Origin of the sequence: Anoxybacillus tepidamans PS2 (assembly GCF_000620165.1) — a bacterium.
GTDB classification, from domain to species: Bacteria; Bacillota; Bacilli; order Bacillales; family Anoxybacillaceae; genus Anoxybacteroides; species Anoxybacteroides tepidamans_A.
The window spans coordinates 310,244-325,355 of the sequence record NZ_JHVN01000001.1; the positions used below are offsets into that span (position 1 = coordinate 310,244).

Consider the following 15,112-nt stretch of genomic DNA (forward strand, 5'->3'; position numbering starts at 1 on the left):
TCCTAAGGAATAAATGCTGTCCCTATTTTTACATCACCGTTTACTACATTCCCTCTTACTGTTATTCTTGTGCCGTACACATTGACAACTTCTTCAAATTTACCTTTGATCCCCTTAGATTTTACATGCCTCACTGTTGCCGAATAAATTGCACTATACGCCTTCTTTTCGTTCCCTCCATACTTTTTTAAAAATTTATCAAGCTTATGCTGAGGTTTTCCAAAAATATGTTTAAGTTTGTTGTTATCAATTTTAACTGTCTTAATGCCCTTTTTTACTCGCTTTTTCACATACTTCAAAGCTTGTTTCCTAATCTGCTTCTTAATCTGCTTCTTCGCATAGTAGATAATCACTTGACGACCGCCTATCATAAGAACCGCGACTAATAATGGGTGCTTACCATCCGGGTCTGTCAGTGTCACAGGATTGTCTAGCGTATAAGTGTAGGCGTTCTGGGTTAGTGGAAGGTCGTCTACGCCAGTCACCGGATCTCTTGACAGGAATCTCGCTGTTTCTGGATCATAATAGCGGGCTTGCAAGTAGTACAGCTTCATTTCCCTATCATAATAATATCCTGCATACCCCAACGGCTGTCCAGCTACTTCAACATTTTCGGAAACGGATAACACCTTCCCCCATGGGTCATAACTGTAATTCGCCACAGTCGTCCCGTTTTCATCCACGATTCGGACAACGTCTCCCCGATGATTGGTAATGTAAAAGAATGTTTCACCATTTTGGTTGGTGACACTAATCGGTTCCCCGTCATACCACGTAAACGCCCATACGGTTTGGCCACTATCATTCGTAATGCGGATTAAGTCCGAGCCGTCATAGTGATAGTGGTACGTAACGCCATGGACTGTTTTCGTTTCTCTGAGTCCGTCTGGACGATACGTGAAGCTGGCGATCGTGTTGCCGTTTAAGTCTTTGACCGAAAGCAGCCGTCCTTCTCCGTCCCACGTATATTGGTAACGGTCGTCTTGTAGAAGGTTGCCAGCGTCATCATACGTAAACCCTTCGACTTCATTGGCCGCGTTAAATGTCAGCGTCTTGCCATGCGGATTTTTCAAGTTTCCAGACGCGTCATAGTCGTATTGAACGGTGTTGCCTTGGTACGTCCATGATTTCAAGCGGTTGGCAAAATCGTACGTAAACGTATGCGTGTTCGCGCCGTCAAAGTACGTCACGATATTGCCATCCGCATCGTATCCGTATGTCAAATCCAATGCGTCGCCGCCGATAACACGCTGGGCGGCTAATCTCCCCCCATCATCATAGGATGAATAAACATTGAAGGAAGACATATTAGCACTATTTTTCAAACTTGTACGGATTGGCAGGCCTTTTTCATTGTAATAAAACTCGGTCGTTTGGCCCGTCGGCACTTGAATGGACGATAGGCGCTGTAAGACGTCGTATCCAAATGTCGTGGTATATGAATGGCCGCCAGTCGTTTCCACATAGGAACTGCGCAGCCCGTTCGATGAGCTGTTCTCATCTGTCACATAGTTGTTTTGCAGTTGATACCCGCTCGGTTCTTGAGACGTCTTCAAGCGGCTGTACGTGTCATACGTGAACGAATACGTTTGGCCGTTCGCGTCAATGCTCGTCACGTTTCCTGCATAATCGTACGTATACGAAGTGACTTTCTGGCCGTTGACCCATTTTTCAGTTAATTGGTTGTTGCTGTCGTATTTGAATTCTTGCTTGGCAAGAACCGTTGTATCTTTTCCTTGTTCGACCGACTTTAAGTTCCCGGCATTATCATAATCGTAGCGAATGAATTTGCCTAAGGGGTCTTGTTCCTGTGTCAATAGGTTGATCGCGTTATAATTAAACGTCGTGACGTTGTTTCTCGGATCGATCCGTGTTTTTAAGTTCCCTTGTGTATCGTACGTATACTGGGTCGTAATATTTTGCTGTCCTGATGGATCGACCATTGTCACAGATTTTAGTTGATCCAAATAAGTGTAAGTGTATGTCGTGTTTCGTCCAGCTGGTGTTGTACCCGATGTCTGGTTTCCATTCGCATCGTAACTGTACGATGTCGTTTGGTTTAGTACATTGGTCTCCGCTGTGACAAAATTGCCATCTGCACTATACGTCATGGTCGAAGTCGAAGCCCGTTCTTCAAGCTTCATATTGTCAAAATAGACCGTACCGGATTGGTTGTTATAAATTCCATAAATTTTTGCTTGATTAAAATCTTTGGCCGCCCGGAACGTTTTTTTCACAAACTGCCATTGGTCCGTCAATGTTTTATCGAACGGAATCGTAAACGTTCCCGTTGTTCCATCCGTATACGTGAACGTCAACTGCAATGCAAAAGTGCCTGTCGTATTTGGATTTTTCACATACGCCCAGCCGGACAATGTCAATGGATCGCCTTTTTTCCCACTGACGGAAACCTGTTGTCCGACATAACGGCTCGCACTGCTGACGCCATTAATTTTGACGGAATATTGTCCCGCTTTCTCTTGTTCAGTCGTCCGACCGTCTCCTGTGCCGAATGAGTTTAACGTCCAGTTGTCAAGCACAGCGCCGCTTCCTGCTTCCATACCGGCATTTTCGTTCGAAGCATATTCAGTGACAATCGATCCTTGATCCAACTGAATGCCATCGAAATACGCCGTTCCTGCTCCTGTAAAGATACATTCGATATGAATGTATGCCGTATTGCTTGGGGCCGTAAACGTATATGAAACCGGCAGCCAATCTCTTGTTCCTGTAACATAAGGGCTTCCATATACAATGGTATTTCCTGAATTGTCTTTAATATATTGGTTGTTACTGTCTTTAAAATAAATTTGGATTCGTGCTCCTGATCCCGTAACATTCGTTGTTTTAATATATCCAGAGATTGTATACGTCTTGTCTGCTAGCGTCGTGCTAATCGGTACATCTTGATAGTAATAACGCGACCCTTCGGTTCCCGTCAGGGTAATTTTCGCTGATTGAGTGCCAAATACATGGTCGGAGCTGATCGAATATTCACTGCCGGTGCGAATCGTCCAGCCTGTCGGCAAGTTATTCGTTCCAACAGATTCAAAGCTACTATTGACCACTGGATTGACCGCAAGCGACGATGAAGTCACCGACGACACAGTATTTCCATAACGATCATAGGTAAAGTAATCGGTTAAGCCTACATGGTTCGTCGAGAATAATAGATTGCTGACACTGTCGTATACGTTTTGCTCGGACAAACCAGAGCTTGTAGTTGAATCCGTTAAATTAGATTTGCTGTCATAATGATTGGTTACAGCCTCACCATCTGGTGCGACACTATTCGTTAAATTTCCTTTGTCATCATAGTCGGATGAGGTTGTTGGACCATTCGCTACTCCCGTGTCTTTGTTAGGTTCGATAATTTTTGTAATTTCATTATTTTTCCATTCGTATTGTGTCTCAGATGGATGCTGTCCTTGGTAATCTCCAATGATTTTTACAACATTGACAGTGGCCAAATCCTGATCAATGTTACTTTGGTAATACGTTTTACTGTTATTAGCATCGGTAAACACCGTTTCATTGACTGAAGGGTAGTCGAGCTGCGCAAAGATGGTATCGGAACGTGGATCAATAACTTTGCTCACTCGATTCTGATCATCATACTCAAATTTCCCTTTATTTCCGTTTCCGTCCGTAATCGCGATTAACTGATTGTTATTGTAATCAAACGTGACTGTTTTTCGCTCTGGCCTGTTTGCCGCGTACGTAATCGTTCGCAAACGGTTATGTCCATTCATGCTATCATACGTAAACGTTGTTTCCGTTCCTCGGAAATCCGTGATTTTTTGTAACAACCCTGTTGTTGGGTCGTACGCTAGAGAAAGGTCGCGCCCCGTCGTTTCCGAGCCGTACCGCTCACTAATTTTCGTGATTTGATTGGTCGTTCCATTAAATGTGTACAAAATCGTATTGCCTTTTTCGTCAACGACTTTCGTATTCCGGCCTTTCGAGTCAAAATAATAGAGCGTTTCGTCTGGTTCTTTGAGCGTGTATCCTCCATCCGCCGTGCTGTTAAATTCAAAGAATGTTCCTTCCGGCGCGGAGTACGCCGTGCCTGTATCGTACTGTTGTTTATTAAAATGATAATGTGTGCCGTTTTCATCAATATACTCCACAATCGTCTTGTCGCTGTTTGGAATCAGTTTCCGTTGCGCGCTGAACGTCCAGCGGTATCCATATACATCTTCAAAGTCCGAACGGCTGTTGTACACCATTTTTAAGTTGAAGGCATCCGTTCTTCCAGGAAGCGATAAAATCGGGATGTCATATACCATATTCCCGTTAATCACGTTCACAACGGCGGTTCCTTCACCGTTAAACAAGTCCGGTGTATACGTCCAGTAATCGGTAATCCCCAATAACTTCTTTGAACGATAAGCGATCACAAGTTTTGGTTTTCCGTATGGTGTTCCATCTGAACTATTCCATTCGGTGGAACGGAACAATTTTTGAGTGGCTGTCGCCTCCTGTGCATCATCCGTTTTTAAGACAACCCCATAGTTTGCATAGGTTCCGTCATACCAGCCTTTGACTAAGTCCGAAACGGTAAAATAGTTATACGCATTTTTCGTTTCCGATTTCGTATAGATCGGCGTTGGATCAAAGCTTGGTTGTGTGCCCCAAGTGAGGGTAGAGGTATTAAATGCACTTGTCACCCGATATATAGAAATAGCGGGACCGGATGGTGGTGAGCTGGAATCAGGACTATACTGATATACTCCGATACTAGCCGTTGTTACTTTGGCGTTTGGAATATTCGGCAACGTCGGCCATTTTAAATAGGTGCGCGTTTTTCTGAATACTGGATCGTTTCCCACCGACAAATAGTTTAGATTGCTGTAATTACTGGAAATAGTGGCGCTTGCCACAAAGGTATCTTGCGCTTGAAACACGTCAACCCAAGGATCAATAACAACTGGGTATACGCGCTTTGGATCTTTTAAATACGACTCATCTGCTGTGACAGTGAGAATAAATCCATCGTCGACAGGTGTCACCTCTTGCGTGACTTGTTCTGATACATTTCCGTCCTTTGACGAATCATACATATATGGACGTTGGATATAAAATAAAAATTTTCCTGTTTTCGCATCCGTAAATTCGATCATGCCAGAGGACTTTTTCTCTGCCTTCAACCCTTGGGCTTTAATATGGAAGGCAAAGCGATGATTCCCCTGATAAGAATCGAGAATAATATTTTCCTTGACTTTCGTTCCGTCTAAAGCATAATCAAATGTCACACCAGGATAGAGCTGCTTATATTGAACACGCTCCTTTTGAAAGGTTCCTGCTATATCCTTGATTCCCTTAAATTGTTTGGCTGCTGGAGCATCGTCATCCGATAGCTCTACCGCCACTTTATGTCCTGCGATTTCATACGTAAACAATCTCGCTTCACGATTTTGTTTCGGTTTTTTTGGAAATTTAACTTTAAATTGGTTCGCTTTGTTTTCGAATTCTTGTTGCGAGTTTTCAACCAATGTGTTGTCAATGTCTACCCATTGGCCGTTTTTCTTAAAATGGATAGGTTCAGTATACACTTCTGCGGTATACGTTCCATCAGAATTTTCATAGACCTTCGCTGTTTCCGTCCGAAGAGAGGGGATTTCCTTTTCTTTCGGATAAGGATCCTTAGAAGGGACGAGTTTTTCTTGGTCTGCCGCAGCGTTTGAAGGCGCTGATCCCGAAGTTTCTTTAGACTCTTCTGAAACAGAAGACGAATCCTTTTGTTCAACATCCGGGGATGAAGACGAATCGCCCTGTTTCTGTTCCATATTCGCGGAAGAAGACGAAGAGTTCTCATCATTAGCAGTCGATGCTGCACTGTCTCCTGTTGTTTCTGTTGAAGAAGCGTTCATCGCTGAAGGTGTGTTCTCCTCAGCCTTTGCCAAAGGAGTCAGTGTCGAAAATGTCATTGTAAAAGCGAGTAAATAAGAAATGAATGAATACCATTTAGCTTTTCTTTTCCTCATATGATGTCACCTCGCTAGTTACTAGAATCAAGTAGATTTATAGTTTGAATGAAATTCATATTCATACATATAATAACTTTCGCTCACCTTCCCTTCCTATTATGGTTAAACAGAGATTTTTTTCATATATCTGTATAATATATATAAATTATTTTCTTAATAGTCAATAACTTTTTGGTTTTAGAATTATATACATCATTTACTAATGATTAACACAAATGTAATTATTAATGGCATATTTTTATCTAGATAAAGCAGCTTAATAATTACTTTTCTGGAATAATTAAATAAAACAAGATTCTATCTCTTGAAAAGGTTGAAAAACTCCCGAAGGTCATCGGATAAAAAACTTCTCACAAATGACTGAGCGAACAACAACTTACCCATACTAACTAATGACTACAACATCAAAGGAGAGACTGCCCATGGGTGCGATTGAGAGAAATGGCTATCGGTTTGAGCCGGAGTTTAGCGTGATTAATCAAAATGGAGCGATCCACGTCTACCATAACGGTGAATTTATCGAAGAAATTCCATTTTCGTTTACTGGGGAATTCCCTTCTCCCAAGCAAATTGAAGAGATTGTTGAACAATACTGCGAGGAGCATCACATCTAGAGGCATAAAAAAGGTTCACCCCTTTGCGAGGAGTGAACCTTTTCCATTACGCGCTTTCTTTCATTTTTCGATGCTGGTCTGACAGTTTAATTTTGTGCATCACTAACGTCAACGCCGCTCCGCATAGAACAAACACAAGGCCGAATGTAAAGACGGAATGAAGCGAATCAACAAGAGATTGTTTTAAAATCGGCACAAGCGCGTCCTTTATTTGCGGCGGCATGCTTGCCATCGCCTTTGGACTCAACAATGCAGAATATAGTGATTGCGGGTTATCATGAATCATATGCGAGAACTGATCGACCATTCCTTTTGCCTGCGGCGGAAGCGATTTTAACATCGGCATCAAGCGGTCTTCCAACAGTTCCGTTGAGCGATGGTTCATAATCGCTCCTAAAATTGTCATCCCGAACGTTCCGCCAATCGAACGGAAAAACTGGCTCGAAGATGTCACAACCCCCATCTCCGATTTCGGGAAGGTTTCTTGTAAAGCCAATGTTAAGATCGGCATAACAAGCCCGACGCCAAGCCCTAATACAATCATATAAAGCGTCGCTGTCCATTTTGTCGTATGGATATCCATCGTACCAAGCAAGCCAAATCCGGACGCCATAATTAACATCCCGATGATTAATTGCGATTTTACACCAATTTTATAGACGACGCGTCCGCCAATAATACTTCCGATAATCATCGTAATCATCATCGGCGTCATGATCGTACCTGATTGCGTCGCACTTACGCCAACGACTCCTTGCATAAATAGCGGAACGAACATAATCGCCCCGAACATTCCGATGCTCATTAAAAAGCCAAGTCCGTTTAAAATGGTAAACGTGCGGTTTTTGAAGAAGCGCATCGGCAAAATAGGTTCTTCCGCTTTAATTTCCACAAATACAAAGAGCGTTAAAAAGATGATTGCCACAGCGAACAAACTAATAATTTGCCAAGATGTCCATTCATACTTGTCGCCGCCGAACGTCAATGCCAACAACAAGCTGACAACGCCGACCACCATTGTGAACATGCCGGCCATATCGAATTTCACAGGCCCTTTCGCCTGATGCTTATTCAATCCCATCGCGATAAAGATAGTTGCCAAAATACCGACAGGAAGGTTAATGTAAAACACCCATTCCCAGCTTAAATGGTCGACAATCCATCCGCCGACTTGCGGACCTAAGATCGAGGCAAGTCCGTATAATCCCCCGAACACCCCTTGCCATTTGGCACGTTCTTTTCCGGTAAACAAATCCCCGATGATAATCATCGCCATCGGCATCATAATTCCGCCGCCGATTCCTTGCATACCGCGGTAGATGATAAGCTGTGTCATATCATTTGCCATGCCGCAAAGAGCGGAACCGGCCATAAAAATGACCAAGCCGGATACGTAAACTACTCTTCGTCCTAATAAGTCAGCTAATTTTCCGGCAATAGGCACAACGGTTGTCGATGTAAGCATGTAGGCCGTCGTCAACCATGTCATCAAGTTGAGCCCGCCGAGTTCACCGACGATACGCGGCATCGCCGTTCCGACAATCGTTCCGTCAAGCGCACCGAATAACATCGCAATAATTAATCCCGTAATGAGCAAGTTACGGTGCCTAATGCTTGATGGCACTTGTAATGCAGCTGTTTCTGACATGTTATCGTCTCCTATCTATTATGGTTATTATGATGCGTCATATATTCATGCACCAGTTTGGTTAGCGAAGCAAGCGCTTCGGTTAGCCTTTGAATATGCAGGCTTTCAACGTATAATAAAATTCCTTTCACGACATATTCTCGCGGCGCGGATTGCTCATTCATAAACTCCGCTTCTAACGTATCCAGTGCGGAATGCAGCTGGTGATGTGTTTTTTTATCAAGTGAAAGCGCGGATACCGCTTCTTTTAGATTTGCGATCTGACCAATGATTTGCTGTTTCCGCTGGTGACGTTCCCGTTCTTCTATTTCCTTAAAATAGCGAATCGCCTCTTCTTTCAATAGCGGTTCTTCGTGCTCCTTGAAATGAGCAACAATCGCGTCGATCCGCCGGATAATAAACGGAGCAATATCCTCCGGCCGAAGCATTTCTTGATAAAACATCATATAAAAGACGTATTCTCGCAAAATACCGCTTAAAATAGCCGCTATGTCAAATACATGCTTTTTCACCTTGTCTCCGTATACATCAATGAGGCGCTGACAATACCAATTAAATATGCGCGATCTCTGCGCGAACATATAGCAGCGAAGATCCTCACTAATTTTCGGGAGCTGTTCAGCCATGATCATATGAAAAAAATCTCTTTGTGAACGGATGCCTTCTAGCTGAATTTGCAGTTGTTTAATAAACAGCTCCTTTTGCGATTCTCCTTGCTGTTTGGCATCAATAAACCGCGAAAACAATTTGTCCAAATGATGCTTCACAACAGAAAGTATCAACTCTTCTTTCGATGAAAAATGGTGATAAAACGCTCCTTTAGAAATGCCCCAAGCTTCCACAATATCTTGAATTGATGTGGCATGGTATCCTTTTTCGGCAAATAATTTCATTGCTGTTTCGATTAATTCCACTCTGCTCCGGTGCTTCGCCATTTCTTTTTTCATCTCCTAGATCAAGGACGTTTTATGAACAAATGGATACACTCTTGGCAAGGCTTGTTGATAAACGGACAATTTTGCGCGCGGTTTGACGAGCTCTGCGTGAACTCCGTGCTTTTCAAGCTTTTCGACGATTCGTTTAAACGACATGTTTTCTTTACATTTTTCCATTGGAAAGGCACCCCTATTCACATATTTCGAACTGACTGGACGGTCAAACATATTATAAACAATCATTTAATCATTATCAATAATTAAATTCAAATAAAAAATGACTAAATAGTCATATTTTATCGACAAAATTTGACCACCTAGTCAAAATTCCTTCCTTATGCATTTTTTGTTGAAAACTACCTCCGAACAAAAATGACCGCTTTGCTGCAAATTTAGCAACGTACGGTCATCTCTCTATTCTATTCGCCTAACGCTTGCTTCGCTAACGCCAGCGCTCCACAAATACCCGCGTTGTCTCCAAGACCAGGCAAAACAATATAATCATCGATATGGTGCAAAATCGCCTCATGCTGGACATACCCGTTCAAAAATTGGCGAACATGATGCCGCACATCCGGCAGCAATTGCGGCTGTTTCATCACTCCGCCGCCTGCGACCACTTTTTCGGGGGAGAGAATTAAAATATAATGCGCTATCGCTTGTCCTAAATAAAACGCTTCCAATGACCACACTTCTTTTTGCGCCGCTAATTCGGCTCCTTTTTTCCCCCAGCGCTTTTCAATCGCAGGACCCGATGCCATTCCTTCTAAGCAATCGCCATGGAACGGACAACTTCCCGCAAACGCATCATCCGGATGACGGCGCACGAGAATATGTCCCATTTCCGGGTGAAGCAATCCATGCAAGAGCCGCCCTTCGACAATCGCTCCGACGCCAATTCCCGTTCCGACAGTCATATATATGCAGTTATCGGTCCCTCGCGCCGCCCCCCATAATCGCTCGCCCAAAGCTGCGGCGTTCACATCTGTATCGAATCCGATCGGAACATGAAAATGTTTGCTGATTTCGCCGACAAAGTCAAAGTTGGCCCAATGCGGCTTCGGCGTGCTCGTAATATGACCATATGTCGCGCTGTTTTTGTTTAAGTCAATGGGGCCAAACGATCCGATGCCGATCGCTTTCAGTTCATACCGGCTGAAGAAATCGACTACATGACGCATCGTCTCTTGCGGCGTCGTCGTTGGGAATGTCGTTCTTTCATGTACCGTCCCATCGCCGCTGCCAACGGCACAAACAAATTTGGTCCCACCTGCTTCAATCGCTCCAAGATACATGATTTCCTCTCCCCTTCTTTGTATTTCTATATGTTTTATTTTACCATAATGCACCAATATACGGGGCGAAATAGGAGATTCATGGAGACTATTTCATGGAAAAAGATAGGGAGTCAATGTATAATAAGCATTATCGCCTATTTCTTCCATGGGACATCGATCAAACACCGACCCACGGCACCACCACAGATGAATCGCCTTTCTCATCAAATGCTGACCGAACGAGTCTTCAGCTAAACAATACAATATGGAGGGAGCCTGTTGCGGTTCGAACGAATCCATCATGTCGCTATTATTTGCGCCAATTATGAGCGATCTAAGCACTTTTACACTAACATCTTAGGATTTCGCATCATCCACGAACAATACCGGACGGAACGAAATTCGTACAAATTAGATTTGCAAGCAGGAGATATACAAATCGAACTGTTTTCGTTTGCAAATCCGCCAAAGCGGCCGAGCGAACCGGAAGCGTGCGGGCTTAGACATCTCGCCTTTGCTGTTAGAAACATCGATGATGCAGTTCGGTATTTACAGAAACATGGCATTGATGTCGAGCCGATTCGCGTTGATCCGGTCACGGGGAAACGGTTCACGTTTTTCCGCGACCCGGATGATTTGCCTTTAGAGCTATATGAAACATCCACAAGGGAGGAATAAAAATGATCCGATTAGCAACAATTGGAACAAATTGGATTACACAAGAATTTCTTCAAGCTGCTCAACCCATCTCCAATCTTGTGTTAACAGCCGTCTACTCACGGACAGAAGAGAAAGCAAAGGAATTTGCCGAAAAAACAGGGGCCAAGCGAATTTTTACAGACCTAGAAGAAATGGCAAAAAGCGATGAGATTGATGCGGTCTATATCGCCAGCCCGAACTCGCTTCATGCCGAGCAAGCCATTCTTCTTATGAATCACGGCAAACATGTGCTATGCGAAAAACCGCTCGCTTCTAACGTAAGAGAAGTGAACGCGATAATTGAAGCGGCGCAAAAAAATGGTGTCGTATTTATGGAAGCGATGAAAACAACATTGTTGCCAAATTTTCAAGCGATCCGTAAACATCTTCATAAAATCGGCAAGGTGCGCCGCTATTTCGCCGCTTATTGCCAATACTCATCGCGCTATGATGCATACAAACAAGGAACAATTTTAAATGCCTTTAATCCAGCCTTTTCGAACGGGGCGTTAATGGATCTCGGAATCTACTGTTTATACCCAATGGTCGTATTATTTGGGAAGCCGCAGTCGCTTAAAGCAAACAGCGTCATGTTGGAATCCGGCGTCGACGGTGAGGGAAGCATCGTTCTTAATTACGGCGATATGGATGCGGTCGTGATGTACTCGAAAATTACCAATTCCTATATTCCAGCAGAAATTCAAGGCGAAGAAGGAAGCATCGTGATCGATGCGATTCATACACCGACCAAAGTCGAAATTCGCTACCGCGATGGCCGCGTCGAAGACATCACAGAACCGCAGCCGCAGCATCCAATGTACTACGAGGCGCTCGAATGGGTCGAGCTCATTCTTAACGGAAAGCGCCAATCGGAAACAAATTCGCATACACACTCGCTCATCACCGCAGAAGTGATGGAAGAAGCGCGCAAACAGACAGGCCTCCGCTTTCCGGCTGACGATCAAACAACCCTCTGCCGATAATCGGCAGAGGGTTGTCCTATGAAGAAGCGTATAGACGCTTTCGCCATCTCAAGAGCGCCACGCAGCATAACGCAACCAATGCACCGCATGCATCAATGACAACATCAGAAAACAGCGCCGTCCGCCCCGGTTCAAACGACTGATGCCACTCATCCGTTGCCGCATAAAGCACCGCAAAACTCCAAGCACCTATATAAGCCCATCGATGGGGCCAAAGCGCCCGAAACACAAGCACTGCTAAAATCGCAAACGCCGATAAATGGGCGCACTTGCGAATGATAAAATTGAGCGGCGATACCGACTCGTCGGAATCGTCTTGCGCAAACGGCCAAAAATCAAACAAGCGGCTCAAAATGTGCGCCGTATTTTCTCCTGTAAAAAACGAAGATTCGCTAAAACTATAAATGACCGCACACCATACGGCGACCAAGCTCCACCAAAACCACTTCTTGTTGTTCATCGCTTTCTCCTATATTTTTATAATAAATCTAAATTTATATTGATTATAAAAATGAAGCTACTATAATAAAACTATACACAATCCGACTTGCCCCCAACACTTCAAAAAGGAGGAATAAAAGATATGAACAAGCTCATTTGCCCGCAATGCCAAAAGCCGGCCCGCCGCCTAAAGCATTCGATTTTGTGCGGCTGCGGTTTCAAAATTCGTACTAAACGATAGCTACTACTTGCTGCGGCGAATGCTTACCGTCGTAAACACGAATTTATCGTAGCGGTGTCTAGAAAAGGAATATTCAAACGGAACACCATTATTCAAAAATCCAACTTGCTCGACTTCTAAAATCGGGTCATCGGGAGCGCATTGCAAATACTTTTGATCTAGCTCCGTCGGCTTCGATGCCCGAATTTTCCGATGACACCCCGCAATCGTTAATCCAAGCGTATGCGTAATATGATTATAAATCGATGAATGAAGCACATCTTCATTCAACTGACGAATAAGTGAAGTTGGCATATATGTCCGCTCGATTACATAGGGCTCATTTTCCACGATCCGAAGACGAATGAGATGGTAAACGGGCGTCGTCAAATCAATGGATAATTGGGCGGCCACCTCTTCCGAAGGAAACGACACTTCGAACTTAATAATTTTACTCGTAATTTTTTTTCCTTTCAGCAAGTTCGTCAAGCCTAGATTCTCTTCGCTTGTAACATTGACCAAATCATTATGAGCCGCCGGCTTGACAATGAACGTGCCGTGTCCCCGCTTTCGATAAAGAAGCCCTTCTGTCACTAAAATATCGAGCGCTTTTTTCATGGTCATTCGGCTGCAAGAAAATTCGTCAGATAGCGACAATTCATCCGGAATCGGTTCATCAAGTGAATAGTATCCTTCCTTGATCCTCTTCCGTATCTCATTCGAAATTTGTTCATATTTAAACATCTCATCACCTAATTCTGTCATCGTTCGTGTTCATTGTAAAACGTTCTTTTATATGATTGCAATGATTTTCTTCCTTATTATTATTGGCCCGCAAAACAAAAAAGGCGGCCATAGACCACCTTTTTAGAACCCATTGTTTTCGGATACCGCCTTGAACCAGTATCCGCTTTTTTTGATCGTCCGCTCCCGATTTTTATTTAAGTTGACCGACACAAGGCCGTAGCGATTTTTATAAGCGTTCGTCCACGACCAGTTATCCATAAAGGTCCATAGATGATACCCTTTGACGTTGACTCCTTCTTGAATCGCCCGATGCACCCATTTTAAGTGCTCGCGGATAAATTCGATCCGATAATCGTCGTGGATCATGCCGGTTTCATCGCGAAAGCGTTCTTCACCCTCAACACCCATGCCGTTTTCCGAAATAAAGCATTCAATATTGCCGTAATTCTCTTTAATATTAATTAAAATATCGTAAATTCCTTTTTCATAAATTTCCCAGCCGCGGTACGGATTCATTTTCCGTCCCGGCATGACATAGTAATCAAAAAACCATTCCGGCATGAACGGTGCATGCGGGTTCGGCAAATGCTCTTTCGCTTTCACCCTCCTTGGCTGATAATAGTTAATTCCTAAAATATCAATGGTATTCTCTTTAATCAGTTCAACATCTCCTGCTTCCATCGTCGGCAAATATCCGTATTCCTTCAGCAAATCGACTAAATCTTGCGGGTATTCGCCTTTAATGGCCGGGTCTAAAAAGCTGCGGTTGAAAAATAAATCAGCGATATGCGCGGCTTTCACATCAGCCGGGTGCTGGCTTCTTGGGTAAGATGGGGTTAAATTTAAAATAATGCCGATTTTCCCGTCTTTAATCTTGCATTTTCGAAATTCCCGGATCGCTTTCGCATGGGCAATAATTGTATGATATGCCACCTGTACCGCCCGGCGGAAATCGACGATATTCGGATAATGAAAATCGTATAAGTAGCCGCCTTCAACAGGAACGATCGGTTCGTTATGGGTAAACCATTTCTTGATGCGATCGCCAAACCGTTCAAAACAAATTTTCGCATATCTCGCGTAAGCATCAACGACTTCGCGATTCTCCCAACCGCCGATGTGCTGCATCGAAAGCGGCATATCAAAATGGTATAAGTTCACAAACGGTTCGATCTCATTCGCTAGCAATTCATCGATCACATCGTTATAAAATCGAACCGCTTCCTCGTTCACCTCGCCTTTCCCGTCTGGAATGAGCCTTGACCACGAGATCGAGAATCGGAACGAGTTATGCCCAGTCTCTTTCATCAGCTGGATGTCTTCTTTATAACGATGGTAAAAATCCGATGTCACATCCGGCCCCACTCCATCAAAAAAGCGATTCGGCTCTTTTTCATACCAGTAATCCCATATATTCAGCCCTTTTCCGCCTTCCCGGCTGGCGCCTTCAATTTGCGTCGCTGACACCGCGCTTCCCCACCAAAAGCCTTGCGGAAAGCGGCATTGCAAATGCATTGTTGTTTCCTGCGCCGTTTTCATGTTATAAATCACCTTTCTT

Annotated in this window: 12 protein-coding genes; 4 read left to right on the forward strand and 8 right to left on the reverse strand. The window is 43.8% G+C overall.

Annotated elements, in window-relative coordinates; translation table 11 throughout:
- Positions 1-2: 2 nt before the first annotated feature.
- Positions 3-5,987: a DNRLRE domain-containing protein gene (locus N667_RS0101750; RefSeq protein ID WP_027407961.1), complete on the reverse strand. Its 5,985-nt coding sequence runs from the start codon at positions 5,985-5,987 to the stop codon at positions 3-5.
- Positions 5,988-6,412: 425 nt separating this feature from the next.
- Between N667_RS0101750 and N667_RS0101755 the strand changes: the two genes are divergently transcribed.
- Positions 6,413-6,604 (forward strand): YbxH family protein, encoded by a 192-nt coding sequence (locus N667_RS0101755; RefSeq protein ID WP_027407962.1) that lies wholly within the window; start codon positions 6,413-6,415, stop codon positions 6,602-6,604.
- A gap of 46 nt (positions 6,605-6,650) precedes the next feature.
- On the opposite strand, the gene N667_RS0101760 is transcribed toward N667_RS0101755, so the two are convergent.
- The 4 genes from N667_RS0101760 to N667_RS0101775 all read right to left on the reverse strand — a co-directional run bounded on the left by N667_RS0101760 (position 6,651) and on the right by N667_RS0101775 (position 10,482).
- Complete coding sequence (locus tag N667_RS0101760) at positions 6,651-8,252, reverse strand: MDR family MFS transporter (RefSeq protein ID WP_027407963.1); 1,602 nt, start codon at positions 8,250-8,252, stop codon at positions 6,651-6,653.
- Positions 8,253-8,263: 11 nt separating this feature from the next.
- The gene (locus N667_RS0101765) at positions 8,264-9,187 is read right to left on the reverse strand and encodes a TetR/AcrR family transcriptional regulator (protein ID WP_027407964.1); all 924 of its coding nucleotides are present in this window, start codon (positions 9,185-9,187) and stop codon (positions 8,264-8,266) included.
- Between the two features lie 15 nt (positions 9,188-9,202).
- Positions 9,203-9,364 (reverse strand): hypothetical protein, encoded by a 162-nt coding sequence (locus N667_RS19700; protein ID WP_156936075.1) that lies wholly within the window; start codon positions 9,362-9,364, stop codon positions 9,203-9,205.
- A gap of 242 nt (positions 9,365-9,606) precedes the next feature.
- Positions 9,607-10,482: an ROK family protein gene (locus tag N667_RS0101775; RefSeq protein WP_027407965.1), complete on the reverse strand. Its 876-nt coding sequence runs from the start codon at positions 10,480-10,482 to the stop codon at positions 9,607-9,609.
- Positions 10,483-10,577: 95 nt separating this feature from the next.
- Here N667_RS0101775 and N667_RS19705 point away from each other — a divergent pair, with 95 nt between their 5' ends.
- From N667_RS19705 to N667_RS0101785, 3 genes are read left to right on the forward strand one after another with little or no spacing between them, the layout of a single operon-like run.
- Complete coding sequence (locus N667_RS19705; RefSeq protein WP_156936076.1) at positions 10,578-10,793, forward strand: hypothetical protein; 216 nt, start codon at positions 10,578-10,580, stop codon at positions 10,791-10,793.
- A complete protein-coding gene (locus N667_RS0101780) occupies positions 10,744-11,142 on the forward strand; it encodes a VOC family protein (RefSeq protein ID WP_027407966.1) in 399 nt (132 codons plus the stop codon). Before N667_RS19705 ends, N667_RS0101780 begins: the two co-directional genes overlap by 50 nt.
- 2 nt (positions 11,143-11,144) lie before the next feature.
- A complete protein-coding gene (locus tag N667_RS0101785; protein WP_027407967.1) occupies positions 11,145-12,146 on the forward strand; it encodes a Gfo/Idh/MocA family protein in 1,002 nt (333 codons plus the stop codon).
- A 16-nt stretch (positions 12,147-12,162) separates the two neighbouring features.
- On the opposite strand, the gene N667_RS0101790 is transcribed toward N667_RS0101785, so the two are convergent.
- The 3 genes from N667_RS0101790 to N667_RS0101805 all read right to left on the reverse strand — a co-directional run bounded on the left by N667_RS0101790 (position 12,163) and on the right by N667_RS0101805 (position 15,069).
- Positions 12,163-12,606, reverse strand: a complete 444-nt coding sequence (locus N667_RS0101790; protein ID WP_027407968.1) for a VanZ family protein — start codon at positions 12,604-12,606, stop codon at positions 12,163-12,165.
- A gap of 225 nt (positions 12,607-12,831) precedes the next feature.
- Positions 12,832-13,551, reverse strand: coding sequence for a GntR family transcriptional regulator (locus N667_RS0101800; protein WP_027407969.1), 720 nt, complete (start codon positions 13,549-13,551; stop codon positions 12,832-12,834).
- A gap of 123 nt (positions 13,552-13,674) precedes the next feature.
- Positions 13,675-15,069 carry a glycoside hydrolase family 1 protein gene (locus N667_RS0101805; RefSeq protein ID WP_027407970.1) on the reverse strand — a complete coding sequence of 465 codons (1,395 nt, stop codon included), beginning with the start codon at positions 15,067-15,069 and terminating at the stop codon, positions 13,675-13,677.
- Positions 15,070-15,112 lie beyond the last annotated feature (43 nt).

What these genes read in the sequence shown, in the direction of transcription:
- N667_RS0101765 (WP_027407964.1), bottom strand. Translation starts at nt 9,187, where the DNA reads ATGGCGAAGCACCGGAGCAGAGTGGAATTAATCGAAACAGCAATGAAA.
- N667_RS0101755 (WP_027407962.1), top strand. Translation starts at nt 6,413, where the DNA reads ATGGGTGCGATTGAGAGAAATGGCTATCGGTTTGAGCCGGAGTTTAGC.
- N667_RS0101750 (WP_027407961.1), bottom strand. Translation starts at nt 5,987, where the DNA reads ATGAGGAAAAGAAAAGCTAAATGGTATTCATTCATTTCTTATTTACTC.
- N667_RS19705 (WP_156936076.1), top strand. Translation starts at nt 10,578, where the DNA reads ATGGAAAAAGATAGGGAGTCAATGTATAATAAGCATTATCGCCTATTT.
- N667_RS0101790 (WP_027407968.1), bottom strand. Translation starts at nt 12,606, where the DNA reads ATGAACAACAAGAAGTGGTTTTGGTGGAGCTTGGTCGCCGTATGGTGT.
- N667_RS0101800 (WP_027407969.1), bottom strand. Translation starts at nt 13,551, where the DNA reads ATGTTTAAATATGAACAAATTTCGAATGAGATACGGAAGAGGATCAAG.
- N667_RS19700 (WP_156936075.1), bottom strand. Translation starts at nt 9,364, where the DNA reads ATGGAAAAATGTAAAGAAAACATGTCGTTTAAACGAATCGTCGAAAAG.
- N667_RS0101760 (WP_027407963.1), bottom strand. Translation starts at nt 8,252, where the DNA reads ATGTCAGAAACAGCTGCATTACAAGTGCCATCAAGCATTAGGCACCGT.
- N667_RS0101785 (WP_027407967.1), top strand. Translation starts at nt 11,145, where the DNA reads ATGATCCGATTAGCAACAATTGGAACAAATTGGATTACACAAGAATTT.
- N667_RS0101805 (WP_027407970.1), bottom strand. Translation starts at nt 15,069, where the DNA reads ATGCATTTGCAATGCCGCTTTCCGCAAGGCTTTTGGTGGGGAAGCGCG.
- N667_RS0101775 (WP_027407965.1), bottom strand. Translation starts at nt 10,482, where the DNA reads ATGTATCTTGGAGCGATTGAAGCAGGTGGGACCAAATTTGTTTGTGCC.